Here is a 21,680-nt window from a genome sequence, read left to right on the forward strand (position 1 = left end):
GAAGAAAGAATAGAATATGGAGGTGATTTTGATGGACAAGAGGAGTCTCCAAGGTATGAATGCAGCCAAAACTCCTGATCATGGCATGAAGGATTTTAACGAAGAATTTTCAAAAGAACCGTTAACAGTGAATCAAAAACTAAACAATAAAAAGCGAAAGAAAAATCAATAAAAAAATCGGGAGCGAGCGTAAAACCTTCGCTTCCGATTTTTTTAACCCAAACAGTTCATTTATAGGTATATAATTTCCCCTCTTTGATGCTTTCATAATTGCCCAAACACTTTTATATGATAAAGAAAGTCAAAACTGAAAGTACTATCGAAACAGTTACCATGGCGATGAGAGGCTTTAGGGCTCTTTTTCGTAAATCGCCTAGGCTAACATTTAAGCCGAGTCCGACCATTGCTGCAGTAAGTACCCATGTTGTAATGTTCGAGACCACATCCAATGCCCCTTCAGAAATCGGCACGGAATGTCCAAGTACAAAGCTACCGATAATACTCATGATGATAAAGCCAACAAGAAACCAAGGAAACTCAATTTTAGCGTTCCCGCTTTCTCTGGTTGATTTACGCTTAATCCAGTACATAAAAATGAAGCAAAGCGGAATAAGTAAAAATACACGTCCAAGTTTTGCGAGCAGAGCAAAAGCGAGCGCCTCGTCTCCACCAGAAGCTGCAGCAAGCACAACTTGCGCTACTTCATGTAGACTGACTCCAGCCCACATCCCATATTGAATATCTGTCAAAGGTAAAATCGGGCGCAATATCGTGTAAGCAATTGCAAAAACCGTTCCGACTAATGCGATGATACCAACGCTGATTGCGGTATCTTCATCCTTCGATTTAATAATTGGTGCAATAGCTGCAATGGCAGCAGCTCCGCAAACCCCGGTACCAACACCAAGCAGCAAAGAAATGGTCGGATTTGCTTTTATTTTTTTGGCTAACCAGATAGTCGCCAAGATCGCGAAGATAATCACGCCTGCATCTCGAATTAACAAGCCCAGACCATCAGTTAAAACAGCGCCAATGTTCAACTTCAATCCGTATAAAATAATAGCAAATCTTAGTAAGTTTTTAGAAGAAAACATGATCCCGGAACGTAGTGATTCTGGATAACCGAAAAATTGCCTATAAATAATTGCAATGACGATAGCTGAAGCCAATTGCCCAACCATGCTGAAACCAGGAAGCTTTACAAGGATAAATCCAAGGAAAGCGATGAAAAAGGTGAAAGCAATCCCACCAAACCAATGAAGATTAATGGATTGTGGGATAGATTTGTTATTTTGCTTTTGTTGCTTCTGTGGCTCGCTCATATAAAAACCCCCGAAAAGTAAGTGCTTTCTACAGCATAAGATATTTTTTGATATAAGGAAAATAAATCATTATAATAGTTACAATAAGTATTACTTATAATGGCGGTGAAAAGGTGGATCAGCAATTATTAGTGTTTATAACAGTAGTAGAAAAACAAAATTTTTCCCGTGCAGCAGAAGAATTGCATATGACGCAACCAGCAGTGAGCCAATATATCCAAGGATTCGAACGGGAGATTGGTACAAGGCTTTTAGAGCGAAGCAACAAGTATGTAAGGTTGAATAAAGCAGGAGAAATTGTGTATCATCATGCAAAAGAAATATTGGGATTGTATACAAAAATGCAGCGCTATGTCGATGACATCACAAATAAAATGAGCGGCCCTATATCAATTGGAGCTAGTTACACGTTTGGTGAATATGTATTACCTCATATTATGGCAAAAATGCTTGATCAATATCCATTGATTATACCTTCTGTTGCGATAGGGAATTCTAAAGAAGTTGCAGAACTTGTACTAGGTCACCAAATAGATGTCGGAATTGTTGAAGGTGACTATAAAAATGAAAATTTGAATATCGAGGCTTTTGATGAAGACAAAATGTATATCATTTTAGCTACAGGTCATCCATTGGCGAACCAACAAAGAGAGATAGGAATAGAAGAGTTGGAAAAAGTAAGTTGGATCGTCCGAGAGAAGGGGTCTGGAACACGGGAAGCAACCGAACAATTATTCCGACAGTTGGGCATTGTACCAAGTAAGAAAATGGAATTCGGTAGTACCCAATTGATAAAAGAATCAGTCGAGGCAGGGCTTGGCATCAGTTTACTCTCAAAATGGGCAATTCAGAAAGAGCTGTCCATGGGGACATTGCAAATTATGGATGTACAAGGGGTTCCTTTTTCAAGAATGTTTTCCATCGTTACACTGTCACCGTATAAAACAAAAGCAATAGATACCTTTTTAGACTTGGTCCGTGTCAATAGTGAGCGTACGACATGAATAGATAGTATGTCCTCATGAGCCCGCCGAGTGGCCAGTAATTCACGCGTGCGGTTTAAAAAAGTTCTGAGCCGCCAGTAAATCCCGCGAGTGGCTTATAATATCTTTGAGTGGCCCGTAAATCGGAGCGAGTGGCTTATAAATCCTTGAGTGGCCAGTAATTCGATGCGAGCGGCTAATAAAATTCCTGAGTGGCCAGTAATTCGATGCGAGCGGCTAATAAAATCCCTGAGCGGCCAGTAAAAGAACGCGAGTGGCTAATAAAATTCCTGAGCGGCCAGTAAAAGAACGCGAGTGGCTAATAAAATCCCTGAGTGGCCAATAAAAAAGAGCGAGCGGCTTATAAAATTCCTGAGTTGCCAATAAAAGAGCGCGAGTGGCTTATAAAATTCCCTAGTGGTCAGTAAATTGATGTGACTGTACCATAAAAGTTGTATATCCGTACGATAGTAATGTAAACATACTAGATAGACGTAATTTTTTTCATATATTTGTATGTTCACATGAATTTACTGCAGCATATGATGTTTTGATAGAAATATATATCATAAAACATAGCTAAACCATAGCGCCCCCCATATTTTCCCGAAAAGGACAAGCTGTAGAAATAAGCCTACAGCTTGTCCTTTTTTCTTTCAATAAGTATTTTACTAGTTAATCAAACGTTTGATTAACAAATTTTAGCACTAAATTTTTAACAGAAATGTATTGCGCAATTTTCTACATTATGTATAATATACTAGGGTTTAAGGTAAACAATAAGTTTACTATAAGTAAACTTAGTTTACTGCATGTTTACTTATAATAAACAGACAAGAGGGAAAGATTCATGAAAATTGGGAATAAAATTAAAAATTTGCGACTGAAAAAGGGACTTACACAAGAGGAACTCGGGGAGCGCACAGATTTAAGTAAAGGATATATTTCCCAGCTAGAACGCGAATTAAGTTCTCCAGCAATAGATACCTTTTTTAATATATTAGAGGTTTTAGGTTGTACGCCTAAACAATTTTTCGATGAAGAAGAACGCGAACAAAAAGTTGTCTATGGAGAAGAAGATCAAACCGATTATATGGATGAGGAACGAGGCTATGATATGCAATGGCTCGTGCCGGAATCTAACGAAAAGGATATGGAACCAATTAGGTTAACGCTGCAAGAAAATGGCGAATTTAAACCATTTGAACCTTCGCTGTCTGAAACCTTTGCCTATGTTCTTAAGGGAAGGGTCAAGATTACTCTTGGTAAACGTGTTTATTATGCTGTGGCAGGAGAATCTTTATATTTTCATGCGGCAAATGAACATCAAATTAGTAATGCCAATAATGGTAAATCAGAACTCATTCTCGTTGCAACAGAATCTTATCTATAAGAGGATGTTCAAAAAGTCACCAAATGATAAATGGAGAATTTCTTCGTTGGCATAGGTACGTACTTCTACTAAGGAAAAGGAACCTCTGTTAAGATCGCTCACGTCCTATGAGCAACACAGAAGTCAGCACATCCTGTGCAAGTCCGTTCCTCAATTCTACGCCGCCTCGAACTTCTTGTTTCTAATTTGTCACCTTTTTGAACACGCATTATAAGAAATGGAGGGCATATGATGCTAGATCAGACAATTATTCGCTTTGAAAACGTTTCAAAGCAATATGATCAAACAATAATATTAGATGATGTCAGTTTTGAAATTGAAAAAGGTAAATTTTATACATTACTTGGCCCTTCCGGATGCGGGAAAACAACGATCCTTCGTTTAATAGCAGGCTTTAACCAGCCGACAAAAGGTAATATCTTATTTCAAGGTAAAAAAATAAACAGCATTCCAGCAAATAAGCGTCAAGTGAATACTGTGTTCCAAGATTATGCTTTATTTCCGCACCTAAATGTTTTTGAAAATGTTGCTTTTGGTCTGCGTATAAAAAAGATGAAGAAGTCAGATATTGATGTAAAGGTAAAAGAAGCACTTAAATTTGTAAACTTAGTAGGGTATGAACATAGAGAAATTAATGAAATGTCAGGTGGGCAGCGGCAGCGTGTTGCAATTGCACGTGCGATTGTTAATGAGCCGGAAGTTATTTTACTTGATGAACCACTATCAGCTTTAGATTTAAAATTAAGAACAGAAATGCAATATGAACTGCGTGAATTACAGCAAAGATTGGGTATTACATTCATATTCGTTACACATGATCAAGAAGAAGCACTTGCAATGTCAGACGAAATTTTTGTTATTAACCAAGGGAAAATACAGCAAAGTGGAACGCCAATTGATATATATGATGAGCCTATTAATAGATTTGTCGCTGATTTTATAGGCGAATCGAATATCGTGAAAGGCAAGATGATTCAAGACTATCAAGTGGAGTTTGGCGGCAAACAATTTGAATGTGTCGATCAGGGGCTTAACCCCAATGAACCTGTAGAGATTGTTATTAGACCTGAGGATTTAGAAATTACCTCACGAGATCAAGGTAAGTTGAAAGTAAAGGTTGATTCGCAACTTTTCCGAGGCGTCCATTATGAAATTTGTTGTTACGACGATTACGGCAACGAATGGCTTGTTCATTCCACTAAAAAAGCAAATGCGGGGGATGAAATCGGTCTTCATTTTGATCCGGAAGCGATCCATGTAATGAGATTTGGAGAAACAGAAGAAGAGTTTGATAAACGGTTAGAAGCTTATGATGAGGCCAGTCATGAATAAAACGCGTAATTTTTATCTGATTCCTTATATTCTATGGATTGCCTTGTTCGTCGTTGCACCGATCTTGCTTATTGGTTATTATTCTTTCTTTGATATCGAAGGCCATTTTACATTCAATAATTACCAACGATTCTTTACACCTGTCTATTTGAAAATGACGTTCAGTTCTTTTTGGTATGCATTTCTTATCACTAGTTTCACATTATTAATTTCTTATCCAACGGCCTATCTTTTGACAAAGACGAAGCATAGGCAGCTTTGGCTATTATTAATTATCTTGCCTTCGTGGATTAATTTACTTTTAAAAGCATACGCTTTTCTTGGTTTGTTCGGAGCATATGGTCCGGCTAACAGCTTTTTGGAAGTAATAGGAATAGGTTCTAAACAGATATTATTCACCGATTTTAGTTTTATATTTGTTGCGGTTTATATATTTATTCCATTTATGATTTTACCAATTTATAATTCTTTGGAAAAGATGAATCCTTCCTTTACTGATGCTGCAAGTGATCTCGGTGCTTCCGGATGGACGACTTTCAGACGTGTCATTTTTCCATTAACATTAGATGGCGTTAAATCAGGCTGTCAAGCTGTGTTTATACCTGCACTTTCTTTGTTCATGATCACAAGATTGATCTCAGGTAATCGCGTTATAACGTTAGGAACAGCGATTGAACAACATTTCCTCGTTACGCAAGATTGGGGAATGGGTGCAACTATTGCTGTATTTTTAATAATAGCTATGGCAATTATTATGATTCTTACCGGGCAACGGAAGCGAGGTGATTTGGCGTGAATATAAAAAGTAAATTACCTAATATATATTTAATCTTTGTTTTTTTCATCCTTTATGCACCGATTATATATTTAATGTATTACTCATTTAACGCTGGAGGGTCGATGCGGAATTTTGAGGGGTTTACACTTGATTGGTATAAGGATGTTTTTCAAGACACAAGGCTATTGATCATCGCATTGAACACATTAATTATTGCATTATTATCTGCTGCCATTTCAACGATTCTGGGTGTATTAGGCGCACTAGCGATTACGTATGTAAAAAAGCGCAGAACGAAAAACACGTTACAAACATTAAATAATGTTTTGATTGTTAGTCCCGATGTCATCATTGGTGCATCATTTCTTATATTATTTACAATGATTGGGATTAGACTTGGATTTATATCGGTATTACTGTCGCATATTGCTTTCAGTGTCCCCATTGTGGTGATTATGGTACTGCCGAAACTCCAGGAAATGAGCTCATCCCTGATTGATGCGGCACGCGACCTTGGAGCGAGTAACTGGAATATTCTTTCGAAAGTTATCTTGCCATATATTACACCAGGTATTTTCGCGGGGTTTTTTATGGCGCTAACATACTCGCTAGATGATTTTGCTGTTACTTTTTTCGTTACAGGCAATGGTTTTTCGACATTATCAGTAGAAATCTACTCAAGGGCACGCCAAGGGATTTCTCTTGAAATCAATGCCTTATCTACTCTAATATTTTTACTTACCATTGCGCTTGTGATTGGTTATTATTTCATTAATCAGCGTAATGTCAGATCTGCCGGAGCGGGGGTGAGAAAGCGATGAGTAAACTTGTGCGAATGTTTTCAATTATTTTTATTGTTTCTTTTGCTTTACTTTACTTTGCTTCTCATTTGAATTCTTCGCAAGGCTATACGAGTGGTAACACATTGAATGTATACAATTGGGGCGACTATATTGATCCGGATTTAATAAAAAAGTTTGAAAAAGAAACTGGTATGAAAGTTGTATATCAAACATTTGATTCTAACGAAGCGATGATGACGAAAATTTCTCAAGGGGGAACGGCCTACGATATTACGATTCCTTCCGAATATGCTATCAGCAAAATGAAAGAGGAGGATCTTCTGCTGCCGCTTGACCATACGAAATTATCAAATATGAAATACATCGATGAGCATTATCTGGATTTATCCTTTGATGAAAACAATGAATACTCCATTCCTTATTTTTGGGGAACCTTCGGAATTGTTTATAATCCGAAAATGCTTGGCGGAACAGAAATAACAAGTTGGAACGATTTATGGGATCCAAAGTTAAAAAATCAAATTTTTCTTGTGGATGGTGCAAGAGAAGTAATTGGTATGGGGCTGAACAGTCTTCATTATTCATTAAATGAAACAAATAAAGATCGCCTTCAGGAAGCGAAACAAAAGCTAGACGAACTTACCCCTAATATTAAAGCGATCATTGGAGATGAAATCAAGCTGCTTGTAGCTAATGAGGAAGCAGCAATTGGAGTCGTCTGGTCAGGTGAAGCTGCCGATATTATGTGGGAGAACGAGGATCTTGATTATGTGATTCCAGAAGAAGGATCGAATCTTTGGTTTGATAATATGGTTATCCCTAAATCCGCGAAAAATGTAGATGGTGCCCATCAATTTATTAACTTTATGCTGGATCCTAAGAACGCGGCGCAAAATGCGGAATATGTAGGATATTCCACACCAAACGCCAAGGCACTTGAATTCATGCCAGATGAAATTACCCAAGATAAGCGATTTTATCCCGATGCAGAACTAACAGAAAAACTTGAAGTGTATGACAACCTCGGCAAAAAAATGCTGGCATACTACAACGAACTTTTTCTAGAATTCAAAATGCATAGGAAATAGAAGAACCTTTAAGGAACAACGGCTAAGAGCGCCACGTGTGTGGCAACGCCGTTGTAACCCACATCGTGTGGGCCTTTAGATCGACTGCTGACGACATTTCAGCAGTCGACTTTTTGGATCGGAATGATATAATGAAATATATGTAGAAAGGAGGAGGAATATATGAAAATGGAAGAAGAAATCATGGGAATGCTAAAGGAAATAAAAAGCACCTTGAGTGATCATACCCAGATATTGGGTGAACACAGCCAAATATTGGGTGAGCATACCCAGATATTGGGTGATCACAGCAAAATATTAAACGAGCATAGCCAAAGGTTTATTGAACACGGCCAGATTTTAGGGGCACTTAAAGTAGGACAAGAAGGCTTAAAAGCTGAAATGAGCGAACTGCGCTTACAAAATGCGAAAGACTTTGGTGAAGTGAAGGAACAGATTAAAATACTTGAAGATAGTTTTGAAATTTTAAAAGAAGAAACGTGGACAAATAAAAAAGATATTCGCAGAGTTCAAAGAACAATGGGAATGATATAAAAGCTTCAAAGTCTACTTCATGCCTCTTTTACTCCCACAATTGAGCCGCGATTAATGCTACACTATCAAACACCTACAAAAATAGTAGTTTTAAGAAGTTTCTTCCATATAAGGAGTAAACTTCTTGAGGCTTTTTTTTATAAATTAAAAACCTCTAAAAAAACATATAATTTATTGAATTATCGTATATGTTGGTCTTATCAATAAGTAAGCGGATACACAATGATTTTATTTAATTCTAACTGATAAAACATTCTGAAAATGTATTGACGTATCAGCGATATCAAGGTATCATTGAGAACAATTTAATAAATAGAAAAATGAGACAGGCAATAAAATGTGAGAGGGGCAAACAGCAGTGAGTGAGCAATTGATTTTCCTCAATGGTCAGTTCGTGAAAAAAGAAGATGCCGTCGTATCTGTATATGATCATGGATTTTTATATGGGGATGGGGTTTTCGAGGGTATACGTTCTTATAGTGGAAATGTATTTCGCTTGGAAGAGCATTTAAGACGTTTATATGACTCCGCGAAGTCCATTATGCTAACTATTCCTTATACGAAAGAGGAAATGACTAGTATTGTTGTTGAAACGCTCCGCCAAAATAATTTAAAAGATGGTTATATCCGTCTTGTCGTATCTCGTGGGGTTGGAAATTTAGGACTTAGTCCATTTACTTGTGCGAAACCGCAAGTCATTGCTATTGCTGAACCGCTTAGTATTTTTCCGAAAGAGATGTACGAAACAGGACTTGAGATTGTTACTGTGGCTACAAGGCGCAATCGTTCTGATGTGCTCAGCCCAATGGTTAAATCTTTGAATTACTTAAATAATATACTTGTAAAAATTGAAGCTAACCTTGCAGGTGTGGAAGAAGCGTTGATGTTGAACGATCAAGGCTACGTTGCGGAAGGTTCAGCAGATAATATATTTATTGTTAAAGATAATAAATTGTTAACTCCCCCAGGGCATGTAGGTGCACTAGTTGGAATTACACGGAATGCTATCATGGAACTTGCACTGGAAAAAGGTTATGAAGTTGCAGAGGCTGTCTTCACAAGGCATGATGTATACACTGCAGATGAAGTGTTTCTAACTGGGACAGCGGCTGAAGTAATCGCTGTTAGTAAAGTAGACGGACGCGTCATTGGCGAAGGTAAACCAGGTCCGGTCACATCAGTCTTGTTAGAAAGTTTCAGAAAATTGACTTTAACAGACGGAGTGAAAGTGTACGACCAAACATTAAATGTCAGCTAAGACAGAAACAGGAGAGGTAATATGCGCAGTGATATGATTAAAAAGGGGATTGATCGGGCCCCTCACCGTAGCTTGTTATACGCAACTGGTATAAAAACAAAAGATTTAGAAAAGCCATTTATCGGAGTATGTAATTCATATATAGACATTATCCCAGGACATAAACATTTGCGAGAATTTGCTGATATTGTAAAAGAAGCTATTTGGGAAGCAGGTGGTGTGCCCTTTGAATTTAATACAATCGGAGTCGATGATGGAATTGCAATGGGACATATCGGAATGCGCTATTCACTTCCAAGTCGAGAATTGATCGCAGATTCAGCTGAAACAGTTATCAATGCACATTGGTTTGATGGAGTATTTTATATCCCGAACTGTGATAAAATCACACCAGGCATGCTAATGTCAGCTGTTAGAACGAATGTCCCTTCTGTTTTTGTTTCAGGAGGTCCGATGGAAGGCGGCGTATCTTCAGAAGGTGAGCCACTTACACTTACATCTGTTTTTGAAGGAGTAGGAGCATACCATTCTGGGAAAATGACTGCGGAAAAACTGCTCGACATTGAGCAAAATGCATGTCCTACATGTGGTTCATGTTCAGGAATGTTCACAGCTAACTCTATGAATTCACTAATGGAAATGCTAGGATTTGCCTTGCCGGGGAATGGTACTATTGTAGCAACATCTAATGAACGCCACAGATTAATTAAAGAAGCGGCACATCATTTGGTGCGAATGGTAAAAGAAGATATTAAACCACGTGATCTCATTTCAGAGCGCACGATTGATGATGCTTTTGCGCTCGACATGGCCATGGGCGGATCAACAAATACAGTGCTTCATACATTAGCCATTGCACACGAAGCAGAAATAGATTATGATTTATCTCGTATCAATAAAGTAGCAGAAAGAGTTCCATACCTTTCTAAAATTGCTCCAGCATCAGACTATACGATGCAAGATGTTCATGATGCTGGCGGAATAAGTGCCATTATTCGTGAATTATGCGAAATGGGCGCGGTTGAGAGTGATCGAATGACTGTAACTGGAAAAACAGTGTATGAAAACGTAAAAGACAATGTGATAACAAATCCAAATGTCATACGTCCTCGCGAAAATCCATACAGTCCAGTTGGCGGTTTATCTGTTCTTTACGGGAACATCGCTCCAGACGGCGGAGTAATCAAGGTGGGAGCGGTAGATCCTTCTATCAAAACGTTCAGCGGTAAAGCGATCGTATTTGAATCACAGGAAGATGCGCAACAAGGTATAAACGATGGGACAGTACAAGCGGGTCATGTAGTAGTCATTCGCTATGAAGGTCCAAAAGGCGGACCGGGAATGCCTGAGATGCTTGCTCCAACAGCAGCAATTGCTGGAAGAGGGCTTGGTACTCAAGTTGCACTTATCACAGATGGTCGCTTTTCTGGAGCATCAAGAGGAATTTCTATTGGTCATATATCGCCAGAAGCTGCTGAGGGTGGACCAATCGCACTTGTAGAAGACGGAGACGAAATCCTCATTGATTTGATAAATCGGACGATTCATCTTGAAGTTTCCGATCAAGAATTGTCAGAACGCAAAGAAAAGTTAGAACCGTTTGAACCGAAAATTAAAAAGGGTTACTTAGCAAGATATTCTAAGCTAGTTACTTCCGCTAACACTGGCGGAGTTATGAAAATATAATATTAAAGCAATGAAGAGGTAAAAGTTAATGGATCACTGTATTTACAGAGAGTCGGAACTGCTGGGAACCGACAATACAGCCATTAGCGACATCGCCTCAGAGCATGAATCCTGAAAGCTTATGCGACTATGGATTCGCGGGGACTTTTAGTTAAGCTTCCCGATATCAATGAGCGGCTAGCCGCCGCTCCCGAGTCAGTGAATTTCACTGAGAAGTAGGGTGGTACCATGAAAGTTTTTTCATCCCTGCATAAAAGGTTCTCCTTTTGTGTGGGCTGAAAGAACTTTTTTTTATTATAAAAGTACTCAATTTGGTAGATCTTTGTCATGTGAAATAGTGTTAACACATATATGCTTTAACAAATACAGAAATTGAAAGGAAGGGCTCAACGTGAGTATGGGTATCCCGATGAAATCGAATAACCCCAAACCAGACACGGCCGTTAACGAAAAAGTGAAGAACGGGGCAGACCTATTTATCGAGGCACTACAAAAAGAAAAGGTGGAAATCATTTTCGGATATCCTGGAGGAGCAGCACTACCGATTTATGATGCGCTGTATAAAAATCCAATTCGCCATGTGCTGACAAGGCATGAACAGGGAGCTATCCATGCAGCTGAAGGATACGCAAGGGTAACTGGGAAACCTGGAGTTGTGATGGCCACTTCTGGTCCAGGGGCAACAAATTTGGTTACTGGAATAGCAGACGCGATGATGGATTCGCTACCGCTTGTGGTATTTACCGGCCAAGTGGCAAGCTCCTTGCTTGGAACTGATGCATTTCAAGAGTCAGACATTATTGGTATCACAATGCCAATTACAAAACATAATTACCAGGTAAAAAGAGTCGAAGATCTAGGCAGAATCATTAAAGAAGCTTTCTATATTGCTTCAACAGGACGCCCTGGCCCAGTGCTAGTCGATATTCCAAAAGATATCGCTACGAACCAAGCAGGGAACTATCCTGACGAACCCATTAATTTGCCGGGTTATCAACCGACAACCCAACCAAATTACTTACAAATTCAAAAGCTTGCAAGTGCTATAGCCAATGCTAAAAAGCCGCTGATTCTTGCAGGTGCCGGTGTCCTTTTCGCGAAGGGATCAGACTATTTGAAAGAATTTGTAGAAATGACCGGTTTCCCAATTACAAATACACTTTTAGGATTAGGTACAATTCCTGGGGATCACCCTCAATTTTTGGGGATGGCGGGGATGCATGGGACGTATGGATCAAACATGGCAATTACGGAATGTGATTTACTTATTAATATCGGTGCACGCTTTGATGATCGATTGACAGGCAATCTAAAGCACTTTGCACCTAATGCAGTGGTTGCTCATATAGATATCGATCCTGCAGAAATCGGTAAAAACGTACCAACAGCTATCCCAATCGTATCTGATGCAAAAGAAGTATTAAAAGAACTTCTAAAAATGGAATTTGATTTTTCGGATATTACTGAGTGGACAGAGCATTTACAGGATTATAAAACGAAATATCCATTCAAAACTCCAATATCAAAAGAAGATTCACTTTCTGCTCCGCACGTGATTAAAATGATTCATGAATTTACAGGTGGAGACGCGATTGTTACAACGGATGTTGGACAGCATCAAATGTGGGCTGCACAGTATTTCGGATTTAACGGACCTGATAACTGGGTAACTTCAGGTGGACTGGGCACTATGGGCTTTGGTTTTCCTGCTGCAATCGGTGCTCAATTAGCTGTTCCGGAAAAAACTGTTATTGCTGTCACTGGAGACGGAGGTTTTCAAATGACATTGCAGGAACTTTCGGTCATTAAGGAACTAAACTTGCCGGTGAAAATTGTAATTATCAATAATCAATGTCTTGGAATGGTTCGTCAGTGGCAGGAGTTATTTTATGAAGAACGCTACTCACATTCAATATTTTCTGGGCAGCCGGACTTCGTAAAACTTGCGGAGGCGTATGGGATCAAAGGTTATCGTGCCACTACAGAAGAAGAAGCAAAAGCGGTAATCGAAAAAGCTTTCAATATCCCAGAACCAGTGCTTATTGACTTCCGAGTGGTTCAAAAAGAATTTGTTAATCCAATGGTTGCACAAGGTAAAGGCCTGCATGAAATGATAGGGGTGGGAGAATGAAACGGGTTGTTACTGTAACAGTCAACAATAATAGTGGAGTGTTGAACCGTATAACCGGATTATTCGCCAAAAGACAGTTTAATATCGAGAGCATTACAGTCGGGGCGACCGGAAAACCGGGGATTTCAAAAATGACTTTTATCGTTCCGATGGAAGATCCTGCTAAAATGGAACAACTGCTCAAACAGCTACAAAAACAGATTGATGTATTAAAAGTAACGGATATTACTGACAAAGCAATCGTTACTCGAGAATTAGCACTTATTAAAGTGCTTTGCCCACCGTCGGTTCGCAGTGAAGTGTACAGCATTATTGAACCTTTCAGAGCAACCGTAATTGATATGGGCAAAAATATGGTTACTGTTCAAGTAACAGGTGAGCCCACAAAAGTGGATGCCTTTATTGAACTATTAAAACCATATGGAATAAAAGATATTGCCCGCACAGGTGTCACCGCATTTGTGAGGGAGCAGCAAAAGTTAGAAACACCGCAATTATCATTATTACAATTATAAAAGAGGAGATGGACAAAGATGGCAAAAGTATATTATAACAACGAGATTAATGAGCAGGACTTACAAGGAAAGAAAATTGCAGTTTTAGGTTATGGATCACAAGGGCATGCACACGCAACAAACTTGAAAGAAAGCGGATTTGATGTAGTTGTAGGAATTAGACCAGGAAAATCATATGATCAAGCAGTTGAGGACGGACATGAAGTATACACGGTTAAAGAAGCGAGTGCATTAGCTGATATCATCATGATTCTACTTCCGGATGAAAGACAAACAGCTGTATACGAAAACGAAGTAAAACCTGAACTTTCAGAAGGAAAATCTTTAGTATTTGCACACGGATTTAACGTGCATTTCAGCCAAATCGTTCCTCCATCAAACGTTGACGTATTCTTAGTTGCACCTAAAGGACCGGGACATCTTGTAAGACGTACATTCCAAGAAGGCGCTGGTGTTCCAGCACTATTCGCAATCTACCAAGATGCTTCAGGTAAAGCGAGAGAAACAGCATTAGCATATGCAAAAGGAATCGGAAGTGCTCGTGCAGGCGTATTAGAAACAACTTTCCAAGAAGAAACAGAAACAGATCTATTCGGAGAGCAAGCAGTACTTTGTGGTGGAACAACTGCCCTTGTAAAAGCTGGTTTCGAAACGCTTGTTGAAGCAGGATACCAACCAGAAGTAGCATACTTCGAGTGTTTACATGAATTAAAATTAATTGTTGATCTAATGTATGAAGATGGTCTTGCTGGAATGCGTTATTCGATCTCGGATACAGCACAATGGGGTGACTTCGTTTCAGGACCACGCGTTGTTAACTCTGATACGAAAGATCGCATGAAAGATATTCTTGATGATATCCAAACAGGTAAATTTGCAAAAGGCTGGTTACTTGAGAACCAATTGAACAGACCAGAATTTAATGCGATCAACCAACGCGAAAGCGAACATCTAATCGAGAAAGTAGGTAAGGAGCTCCGCGACATGATGCCATTTGTTAAAGCTGGTAAAAAGAAAGCGGACAAGGAAGTGGTTGCAAGTGCGAAAAATTGACATCTTTGATACAACTTTACGTGATGGAGAGCAATCAGCCGGTATTAATTTAAATACGGCTGAAAAGCTTGAAATTGCCAAACAGCTAGAACGCTTTGGAGTAGATGTAATGGAGGCGGGATTTCCCGCCGCATCTCCTGGCGATCTTGACGCTGTAAGGAAAATTGCCTCAACAATAAAAACTTCATCTGTTACAGGGCTTGCACGCTGCGTTAAATCGGATATTGATGCTGCATGGGAAGCGTTGAAAGTGGCAGAATGCCCTAGGCTCCATGTATTTCTTGCTACCTCACCGATCCATATGACGTATAAATTGAAACAAACACCTGAACAGGTTGTGAAAACAGCGGTTGAAATGGTTAAGTATGCAAAGACTTTTTTCCCAATTGTTCAATGGTCAGCTGAAGATGCTTTCAGGTCTGATCGGGCTTTCCTTGCCCATATTGTGGAACAGGCAATTAAAGCTGGTGCATCAGTCATTAATATTCCTGATACAGTTGGGTATGCCTCACCACAGGAATATGGAGCACTATTCCGTTATTTAAAAGAAAATGTTCCGAATATTGAGGAAGCAAAACTATCTGCACATTGCCATGATGATCTAGGGATGGCTGTGGCAAATACACTAGCTGCAATCGAGAATGGTGCGGATCAAGTGGAGGGTACTATTAACGGCATTGGTGAAAGAGCGGGAAATGCCGCACTTGAAGAAGTTGGAGTAGCCCTTTATACAAGAAAAGATTTCTATAATGTCGATACGAATTTAACGCTAAATGAAATTAAACGCACAAGCCAATTAGTTAGTAAATTAACTGGTATGGCAATTCAAGCAAATAAAGCTATTGTTGGGAAAAACGCCTTTGCACACGAATCGGGTATTCATCAAGATGGTGTGTTAAAAGAACCAACAACATATGAAATTATTACACCAGAATTGATTGGTGAAACATCTAATAACCTAGTGATGGGTAAACATTCTGGTCGTCACGCATTCCAGGAACATGCAAAATCTATGGGCTTTGAGCTTGACCAAGATACTTTAAATCAGGCATTTAAGGAGTTCAAAAAGTTAGCAGACAGAAAGAAAGAAATGACAGAAGAAGATATGTGGACAATTTTGACAAACCAACAATTAAAAGACGCAAATGCATCTATTTATGAGTTGGAGACAGTCGAGGTCCAATACGTAACAGCACATACACCATCAGCGACTGTTCGCGTAAAAAAGCCGGATGGTAATACGGTTGAAGAAACAATGGAAGGCGCAGGAAGTGTTGAAGCAATTTTCAATGCGCTTGAAAAAGTAATTAATAGTAAAGTTCATGTACTCGATTATCGTGTTTCCTCCATCGGAAAAGGGCGAGATGCACTTGCAGAAGCTGTGATCAACTTGACATTTAATGGTGAAGAGTTGCGAGGCAGAGATTCGGCGCAAGATGTACTTGAAGCATCTGCAAAAGCATATTTAAATACGATTAATCGAATCTTGCTTAATGACCATTTGAAGAAAATGATCAAGGCAACAGTTTAGCTTTTTCAAGAACATGAGAAATGGACACAATAAGGGGATATAACGATGAAGAAAAGAGTAGCTGTTCTACGTGGAGACGGAATCGGTAAAGAAGTAACAGATGCGGCAACGGCTGTATTGGCATCCATTGGCCGTCGCTTTCATCATGAATTTGAGTTAGTGTACGGCTTACTAGGTGGGGAAGCGATTGACCAAGCTGGAGAGCCATTACCTGCTGAAACAATTAAAGTGTGTGAAGCGAGCGATGCGATCTTGCTTGGTGCAGTTGGTGGCCCTGCATGGGACAATAATCCATCACATCTACGTCCGGAAAAAGGACTTCTTCAAATACGTAAGCATTTTGAGTTAAGCGTCAATCTTCGACCTGTGCAAGCATTCAAAAGCTTATTGGCTGTATCTCCGCTAAAAGAAGAAGTAGCCGAAGGTGTAGATATGATGATTGTTCGTGAGTTGACTGGTGGCTTATATTTTGGGGAACCAAGTTTTCATGATGATGAAAAAGCTGTTGATTCCTTAGTTTATACACGAGAGGAAATCGAACGCGTAGTCATTCATGCTTTTGAGTTGGCTAAACTTCGGAGAAATAAATTAACCTCAGTTGATAAGGCGAATGTGCTTGAATCTAGCAAGCTTTGGAGAAAAATAGTCGAGGAAGTTGCAGTTAAATATCCAGAAGTTGAGTATGAGCATATGCTTGTGGATGCAGCAGCAATGAAATTGATTACTTATCCAGCAGCGTTTGATGTAATTGTAACAGAGAATATGTTTGGTGATATTTTAAGTGATGAAGCATCTGTTATTACAGGCTCTTTAGGGATGCTACCATCTGCTAGTCTCCGTGTCGATGGCTTTGGAATGTATGAACCAGTACATGGTTCCGCACCAGATATTGCCGGACAAAATAAAGCAAACCCACTTGGAGCGATATTATCAGTAGCAATGATGTTACGAAGCTCGTTAGGTATGATTGAAGAAGCAAATGCAGTGGAAACGGCAGTCAAGAATGTGCTTGAAAACGGCTATTGTACAACTGAATTTATTAATATTGGCAGAAATATTTTATCGACAACAGAGATGACAGACAAAATAATCGCTGAAATTAAATCTGAATCAAATATGTGAGGTGAAGAAAGATGGGCAAAACAATTATTGAAAAAATATGGGAGAGTCACGTTGTCCACAGAGAAGAAGGTAAGCCTGATTTGCTGTATATCGATCTTCATCTAGTACATGAAGTGACTTCTCCTCAAGCTTTTGAAGGACTTCGGTTGAATGATAGAAAAGTAAGAAGACCGGATTTAACATTTGCTACGATGGATCACAACGTGCCAACGCGTTTAAATGAGGCAGTAGAAGATCCGATTTCACAAAAGCAAATGACAACATTAGAAAAAAACTGTGCTGAATTTGGCGTACCTTTAGCAGGAATGGGTCATCCAGATCAAGGGATTGTTCACGTTATTGGTCCAGAACTTGGTTTGACTCAACCAGGTAAAACAATTGTTTGTGGTGATAGCCATACATCGACACATGGTGCGATGGGTGCATTGGCATTTGGAATTGGTACGAGTGAAGTCGAGCATGTACTATCAACACAAACCCTGTGGCAAGCGAAACCGAAAACGATGGAAGTACAAGTGAATGGAGAATTAGGTCCTGGTGTAACATCAAAAGACTTAATTTTAGCGATAATCGCAAAGTACAGTATTAATATCGGTACTGGTCATATCTTCGAATTTACAGGCAGTGCCATTAGAAATTTAACGATGGAAGAACGTATGACAGTTTGTAATATGTCGATTGAAGCAGGAGCAAAAGCTGGTTTGATTGCCCCTGATGAAACAACATTTGCTTATTTGGAAGGTCGTCCACATGTAGCTCAAGGTGAAGAATTCGAACAGTTAAAAGCTGAATGGAGAAAGCTTGCAACTGACTCGGATGCCAAGTATGATGCAATGATTGAGATTGATGCATCTGCGATTGAACCTGTTGTTACATGGGGAACGAATCCAGGAATGGGTGTTGGCGTGAATGGTCAAGTACCACGTCCTGAAGACGCAAAAACAGAAGCTGAAAAAGCGGAGATAGCAAAAGCACTTGAGTATATGGGACTTGAAGGCGGCACAAAAATGACCGATATTGATATCCAATATGTGTTCATTGGCTCATGTACGAATTCCCGAATTGAAGACTTACGTGCGGCTTCGAAAATTGTTGCAGGGCAAAAAGTAAATCCTGGTGTAAATGCCATTATTGTACCTGGGTCACGAACAGTGAAAACAATAGCGGAACAAGAAGGATTGGATCAAATTTTCCTTGATGCTGGTTTTGAATGGCGTGAAACAGGATGTAGTATGTGTTTAGCAATGAATGCGGACCAAGTACCATCGGGTATGCGCTGTGCATCCACATCGAATCGTAATTTTGAAGGTCGTCAAGGAAATGGATCACGTACACACTTAGTTAGCCCTGCTATGGCAGCAGCTGCGGCAATCGCCGGTCACTTTGTTGATGTTCGTACGTTTAAACAAGAGGGGGCGCTTGCATGAGACCGATTAAAGAAGTAGCGAGTGTATTAGCGCCATTAGATCGTTCTAATGTTGATACAGATCAAATCATTCCTAAACAATTTTTAAAGCGCATTGAGCGAACTGGTTTTGGTAGATTCCTATTTTATCATTGGCGTTATGATGACGAGGGTGTAGAAAAAGTAGATTTCGAATTAAATAAACCAGAATATGCGAACAGCGAAATCTTAATTGCAAGGGAAAACTTTGGTTGCGGTTCATCACGAGAACATGCACCATGGGCACTTGGAGATTATGGTTTCCGGGTTGTTATCGCAATGAGCTTTGCCGATATCTTTTTCAATAACTGCTTTAAAAATGGCATCTTGCCCATTCAATTAGCTGAAGCTGATGTGGAAGAGTTATTGAAAAAGTCTCAAGAAAAGGCACTGAAGATTACCGTTTCATTAGAATCAGAAACAGTTGTCACGGAAGATGGGGATACTTACTCGTTCACTGTTGATCCATATCGCCGTCAAATGCTTCTTAATGGATGGGATGAAATTGCATTGACATTGCAATTAGAAGCTGAGATTACAAAGTATGAGAAATCATTATCATAATAATTAAAACGACTTGCGTTGGATGTAATCCAAGCAAGTCGTTTTCTTATCTAAACAGTTGCTCTTCGAATTAGTAAAAAGGATGCAACAAGAAAGAAAACAATAAAAGGGAGGAGCCAAAGAGCTAATTGCACTGCCGTATGGATTGTAAACCACTGGAAAATGTCATACCAGACTTGGTAGTGAGTAAATAATAAGAGAATGACGCCCCCAAGTAGCAAGGTAGAAATAGAGAGGATGAGCATTCCTTTTCCACCAAAGCGACGTACAAAGCTGGAAATTGTAAATCCAGAGAAAAACAGGAAAGCTAATAAGATGATATAAATAATTATTTGTTGTAATGCGTTACCATCATTTACGTAAGGAAAGTGGAAAAAATGTAAACCGGTACCCCACCCGCTCGTATTATTTTCAATAAGGGCGAATACATAAATAAGCACTCCAATTCCAATACTTGCTAAAACCCCCATTAGTGAAGTTCCGATAAAAAAGTCTTTTCTACGTACGGACATCCCAAGAGCGAATGGAAAGGTCTGAGAAACAGTGATAATTCCAGCTACGAATATATAGATGAAAATGGAGGATACACCGCCTGTATATATCTTTACACTATTAACGAAATAGCTAACAGTTAGATTTACTAGAAAACTTGAGAACAGAATCAATGCGGGAATATAGATCCATGACCACTTATCTATGCTGTGTATTTTTAACACACTTTGAACACTCTTCATTTAGCGATCGCTCCTTTATGTTCTGATTTTCCGTTCGTTAAATGGACAATGAGCTGTTGTAGCGAAACAGGGGTAATCTCCAGTCCATTTGCTGCTGCCTGTTTTTGTTCTAAACTATTATTATGCTGAATGACTGTAGCAGAAAGCAATCCGCCGAATGGTTCACGGTGCACCGTTTCTTTTCCAGCTAGAAAAGCTTCCATTTTTGTGACCTGCCCAGTGACTGTATACGCCATTCCTCTTAATTCTTCTGCCTCTTGATTAATAATCAATTTTCCATTATCAATGACTAAAATATGCTCAAGCAAATTACTTACCTCATCAATTAAATGCGTGGAAAGAATGACTGTTCGTGGATGTTCTGCATAATCTTCCATCAACTTATCGTAAAATATTCCCCGTGCGACTGCATCAAGCCCTAAATAAGGTTCATCGAAAATAGTAAGTGGTGCCCGACTTGCAAGGCCGATAATAATCCCGACTGCAGAGAGCATTCCGCGGGAGAGTTTTTTTATCCTGCATTTTAATGGTAAATTAAAATCCTTTATTAAGATGTGAGCGAATTCAGTATCCCAATTTGGAAATATTACTTTTGAAACCTCTAACACATCAATGACGCGAAAATTATCAGGATATTTCTGACCTTCTTTTATAAAACATATTTGACTAAGGGCTTTGGTGTTTTCATACGGACTTTCACCAAATACTTTCAAATCTCCAGTTGTAGGAAATATTTGTGCAGAAATCATGTTCATGAGCGTAGTTTTTCCTGCACCGTTTCTGCCAAGCAATCCATATATTTTATTTTCTTCAATCGAAAAACTAACATTTTGGACAGCTTTAAATTCACCGTAGACTTTCTCTAACTGAGTTATTTCAACTATGTTTTTCATCATCTCTTATCCCCTCTCCGAATCATATCTGTCAGTTGGTCAGCGGTAATTCCAAGTTTTTCAGCCTCTTGCATCATTGTAATGATATATTGTTCGAAAAATAATTCTTTTCTTTTCTCCATTACTTTTACACGTGCACCTTCCGCTACGAACATCCCGATCCCTCGCTTTTTATATAAAATGCCTTCATCTACTAATAGATTGACGCCTTTTGCCGCTGTGGCAGGATTAATTTTATAAAAGGCAGCGAACTGATTCGTTGAAGGAACCTGTGTTTCCTCAGGTAGCCCTCCTTCAATAATGTCATCTTCTATACGTTCTGCGATTTGAATGAAAATCGGACGCCCATCATCAATTAATTGTTTCAATGCTTCACCACCATGTTGGTTAGTTACTTATGTAATTAACCATATAACGAATAGAGAAAGAAGTCAATCATTATTTAGAAAAAAAGATCAAATGGGTTGGAAGGAGGAGAATGTAATGAAGTGATAGAAATGGTAGTAAAGGATGTAC

General features: G+C 39.2%; 21 protein-coding genes. 17 read left to right on the plus strand and 4 right to left on the minus strand.

The genetic code is table 11. The features are described 5' to 3' along the window. Nucleotides 1-31: 31 nt before the first annotated feature. Nucleotides 32-172 (plus strand): small acid-soluble spore protein O, encoded by a 141-nt coding sequence (gene sspO / locus MHB53_RS18190; protein WP_445661452.1) that lies wholly within the window; start codon nucleotides 32-34, stop codon nucleotides 170-172. A 112-nt stretch (nucleotides 173-284) separates the two neighbouring features. Here the strand turns inward: sspO and MHB53_RS18195 are convergent, their stop codons facing one another. Then, the gene (locus tag MHB53_RS18195; RefSeq protein WP_340921028.1) at nucleotides 285-1,322 is read right to left on the minus strand and encodes a YeiH family protein; all 1,038 of its coding nucleotides are present in this window, start codon (nucleotides 1,320-1,322) and stop codon (nucleotides 285-287) included. Between the two features lie 113 nt (nucleotides 1,323-1,435). Between MHB53_RS18195 and MHB53_RS18200 the strand changes: the two genes are divergently transcribed. From MHB53_RS18200 to leuD, 16 genes are all read left to right on the plus strand, one after another. Continuing rightward, nucleotides 1,436-2,326, plus strand: coding sequence for a LysR family transcriptional regulator (locus MHB53_RS18200; RefSeq protein WP_340921030.1), 891 nt, complete (start codon nucleotides 1,436-1,438; stop codon nucleotides 2,324-2,326). A gap of 829 nt (nucleotides 2,327-3,155) precedes the next feature. After that, complete coding sequence (locus tag MHB53_RS18205) at nucleotides 3,156-3,698, plus strand: helix-turn-helix domain-containing protein (RefSeq protein WP_340921032.1); 543 nt, start codon at nucleotides 3,156-3,158, stop codon at nucleotides 3,696-3,698. Between the two features lie 231 nt (nucleotides 3,699-3,929). Then, nucleotides 3,930-5,030 carry an ABC transporter ATP-binding protein gene (locus tag MHB53_RS18210; RefSeq protein ID WP_340921034.1) on the plus strand — a complete coding sequence of 367 codons (1,101 nt, stop codon included), beginning with the start codon at nucleotides 3,930-3,932 and terminating at the stop codon, nucleotides 5,028-5,030. Then, nucleotides 5,023-5,826: an ABC transporter permease gene (locus MHB53_RS18215; RefSeq protein WP_340921036.1), complete on the plus strand. Its 804-nt coding sequence runs from the start codon at nucleotides 5,023-5,025 to the stop codon at nucleotides 5,824-5,826. Before MHB53_RS18210 ends, MHB53_RS18215 begins: the two co-directional genes overlap by 8 nt. A gap of 74 nt (nucleotides 5,827-5,900) precedes the next feature. Continuing rightward, entirely contained in the window at nucleotides 5,901-6,629 is a 729-nt protein-coding gene (locus MHB53_RS18220; RefSeq protein ID WP_340924821.1) for an ABC transporter permease, read from the plus strand. Nucleotides 6,630-6,643: 14 nt separating this feature from the next. Continuing rightward, a complete protein-coding gene (locus MHB53_RS18225) occupies nucleotides 6,644-7,699 on the plus strand; it encodes an ABC transporter substrate-binding protein (RefSeq protein WP_445661533.1) in 1,056 nt (351 codons plus the stop codon). 162 nt (nucleotides 7,700-7,861) lie between these two features. Continuing rightward, complete coding sequence (locus MHB53_RS18230) at nucleotides 7,862-8,233, plus strand: hypothetical protein (RefSeq protein WP_340921038.1); 372 nt, start codon at nucleotides 7,862-7,864, stop codon at nucleotides 8,231-8,233. 358 nt (nucleotides 8,234-8,591) lie between these two features. Beyond that, nucleotides 8,592-9,491, plus strand: a complete 900-nt coding sequence (gene ilvE, locus MHB53_RS18235) for a branched-chain-amino-acid transaminase (protein ID WP_340921040.1) — start codon at nucleotides 8,592-8,594, stop codon at nucleotides 9,489-9,491. Nucleotides 9,492-9,512: 21 nt separating this feature from the next. Next, complete coding sequence (gene ilvD / locus MHB53_RS18240) at nucleotides 9,513-11,177, plus strand: dihydroxy-acid dehydratase (RefSeq protein ID WP_340921042.1); 1,665 nt, start codon at nucleotides 9,513-9,515, stop codon at nucleotides 11,175-11,177. Nucleotides 11,178-11,586: 409 nt separating this feature from the next. Next, nucleotides 11,587-13,308, plus strand: coding sequence for an acetolactate synthase large subunit (ilvB, locus tag MHB53_RS18245; RefSeq protein WP_340924824.1), 1,722 nt, complete (start codon nucleotides 11,587-11,589; stop codon nucleotides 13,306-13,308). Continuing rightward, on the plus strand, nucleotides 13,305-13,823 hold the full coding sequence (gene ilvN, locus MHB53_RS18250; RefSeq protein WP_340921044.1) for an acetolactate synthase small subunit: 519 nt from the start codon (nucleotides 13,305-13,307) through the stop codon (nucleotides 13,821-13,823). Before ilvB ends, ilvN begins: the two co-directional genes overlap by 4 nt. Nucleotides 13,824-13,841: 18 nt before the next feature. Beyond that, nucleotides 13,842-14,876: a ketol-acid reductoisomerase gene (gene ilvC / locus MHB53_RS18255; protein WP_340921047.1), complete on the plus strand. Its 1,035-nt coding sequence runs from the start codon at nucleotides 13,842-13,844 to the stop codon at nucleotides 14,874-14,876. Beyond that, nucleotides 14,863-16,407, plus strand: coding sequence for a 2-isopropylmalate synthase (locus tag MHB53_RS18260; RefSeq protein WP_340921048.1), 1,545 nt, complete (start codon nucleotides 14,863-14,865; stop codon nucleotides 16,405-16,407). The genes ilvC and MHB53_RS18260 overlap by 14 nt, the downstream gene beginning before the upstream one ends. 45 nt (nucleotides 16,408-16,452) lie before the next feature. After that, entirely contained in the window at nucleotides 16,453-17,529 is a 1,077-nt protein-coding gene (gene leuB, locus MHB53_RS18265) for a 3-isopropylmalate dehydrogenase (protein WP_340921049.1), read from the plus strand. A gap of 11 nt (nucleotides 17,530-17,540) precedes the next feature. Beyond that, nucleotides 17,541-18,956 carry a 3-isopropylmalate dehydratase large subunit gene (gene leuC / locus MHB53_RS18270; RefSeq protein ID WP_340921051.1) on the plus strand — a complete coding sequence of 472 codons (1,416 nt, stop codon included), beginning with the start codon at nucleotides 17,541-17,543 and terminating at the stop codon, nucleotides 18,954-18,956. Beyond that, complete coding sequence (leuD, locus tag MHB53_RS18275) at nucleotides 18,953-19,537, plus strand: 3-isopropylmalate dehydratase small subunit (protein WP_340921053.1); 585 nt, start codon at nucleotides 18,953-18,955, stop codon at nucleotides 19,535-19,537. Before leuC ends, leuD begins: the two co-directional genes overlap by 4 nt. A gap of 50 nt (nucleotides 19,538-19,587) precedes the next feature. Here leuD and MHB53_RS18280 read toward each other — a convergent pair whose 3' ends face one another. From MHB53_RS18280 to MHB53_RS18290, 3 genes are read right to left on the minus strand one after another with little or no spacing between them, the layout of a single operon-like run. After that, nucleotides 19,588-20,271, minus strand: a complete 684-nt coding sequence (locus MHB53_RS18280; protein WP_340921055.1) for a hypothetical protein — start codon at nucleotides 20,269-20,271, stop codon at nucleotides 19,588-19,590. Next, on the minus strand, nucleotides 20,268-21,164 hold the full coding sequence (locus tag MHB53_RS18285; RefSeq protein WP_340924826.1) for an ABC transporter ATP-binding protein: 897 nt from the start codon (nucleotides 21,162-21,164) through the stop codon (nucleotides 20,268-20,270). Before MHB53_RS18285 ends, MHB53_RS18280 begins: the two co-directional genes overlap by 4 nt. Next, entirely contained in the window at nucleotides 21,164-21,532 is a 369-nt protein-coding gene (locus MHB53_RS18290) for a GntR family transcriptional regulator (RefSeq protein WP_340921058.1), read from the minus strand. Before MHB53_RS18290 ends, MHB53_RS18285 begins: the two co-directional genes overlap by 1 nt. Nucleotides 21,533-21,680: the final 148 nt, after the last annotated feature.

The organism is Bacillus sp. FSL K6-3431, from assembly GCF_038002605.1.
Lineage (GTDB): Bacteria > Bacillota > Bacilli > Bacillales > Bacillaceae_C > Lederbergia.

Bases quoted from the DNA above. Each gene is read 5' to 3' on its own strand.
- sspO (WP_445661452.1), top strand. From the start codon at position 32: ATGGACAAGAGGAGTCTCCAAGGTATGAATGCAGCCAAAACTCCTGAT.
- MHB53_RS18195 (WP_340921028.1), bottom strand. From the start codon at position 1,322: ATGAGCGAGCCACAGAAGCAACAAAAGCAAAATAACAAATCTATCCCA.
- MHB53_RS18205 (WP_340921032.1), top strand. From the start codon at position 3,156: ATGAAAATTGGGAATAAAATTAAAAATTTGCGACTGAAAAAGGGACTT.
- MHB53_RS18210 (WP_340921034.1), top strand. From the start codon at position 3,930: ATGCTAGATCAGACAATTATTCGCTTTGAAAACGTTTCAAAGCAATAT.
- MHB53_RS18215 (WP_340921036.1), top strand. From the start codon at position 5,023: ATGAATAAAACGCGTAATTTTTATCTGATTCCTTATATTCTATGGATT.
- MHB53_RS18220 (WP_340924821.1), top strand. From the start codon at position 5,901: ATGTATTACTCATTTAACGCTGGAGGGTCGATGCGGAATTTTGAGGGG.
- MHB53_RS18225 (WP_445661533.1), top strand. From the start codon at position 6,644: ATGTTTTCAATTATTTTTATTGTTTCTTTTGCTTTACTTTACTTTGCT.
- MHB53_RS18230 (WP_340921038.1), top strand. From the start codon at position 7,862: ATGAAAATGGAAGAAGAAATCATGGGAATGCTAAAGGAAATAAAAAGC.
- ilvD (WP_340921042.1), top strand. From the start codon at position 9,513: ATGCGCAGTGATATGATTAAAAAGGGGATTGATCGGGCCCCTCACCGT.
- ilvB (WP_340924824.1), top strand. From the start codon at position 11,587: ATGAAATCGAATAACCCCAAACCAGACACGGCCGTTAACGAAAAAGTG.
- ilvN (WP_340921044.1), top strand. From the start codon at position 13,305: ATGAAACGGGTTGTTACTGTAACAGTCAACAATAATAGTGGAGTGTTG.
- ilvC (WP_340921047.1), top strand. From the start codon at position 13,842: ATGGCAAAAGTATATTATAACAACGAGATTAATGAGCAGGACTTACAA.
- leuB (WP_340921049.1), top strand. From the start codon at position 16,453: ATGAAGAAAAGAGTAGCTGTTCTACGTGGAGACGGAATCGGTAAAGAA.
- leuC (WP_340921051.1), top strand. From the start codon at position 17,541: ATGGGCAAAACAATTATTGAAAAAATATGGGAGAGTCACGTTGTCCAC.
- leuD (WP_340921053.1), top strand. From the start codon at position 18,953: ATGAGACCGATTAAAGAAGTAGCGAGTGTATTAGCGCCATTAGATCGT.
- MHB53_RS18280 (WP_340921055.1), bottom strand. From the start codon at position 20,271: ATGAAGAGTGTTCAAAGTGTGTTAAAAATACACAGCATAGATAAGTGG.
- MHB53_RS18285 (WP_340924826.1), bottom strand. From the start codon at position 21,164: ATGAAAAACATAGTTGAAATAACTCAGTTAGAGAAAGTCTACGGTGAA.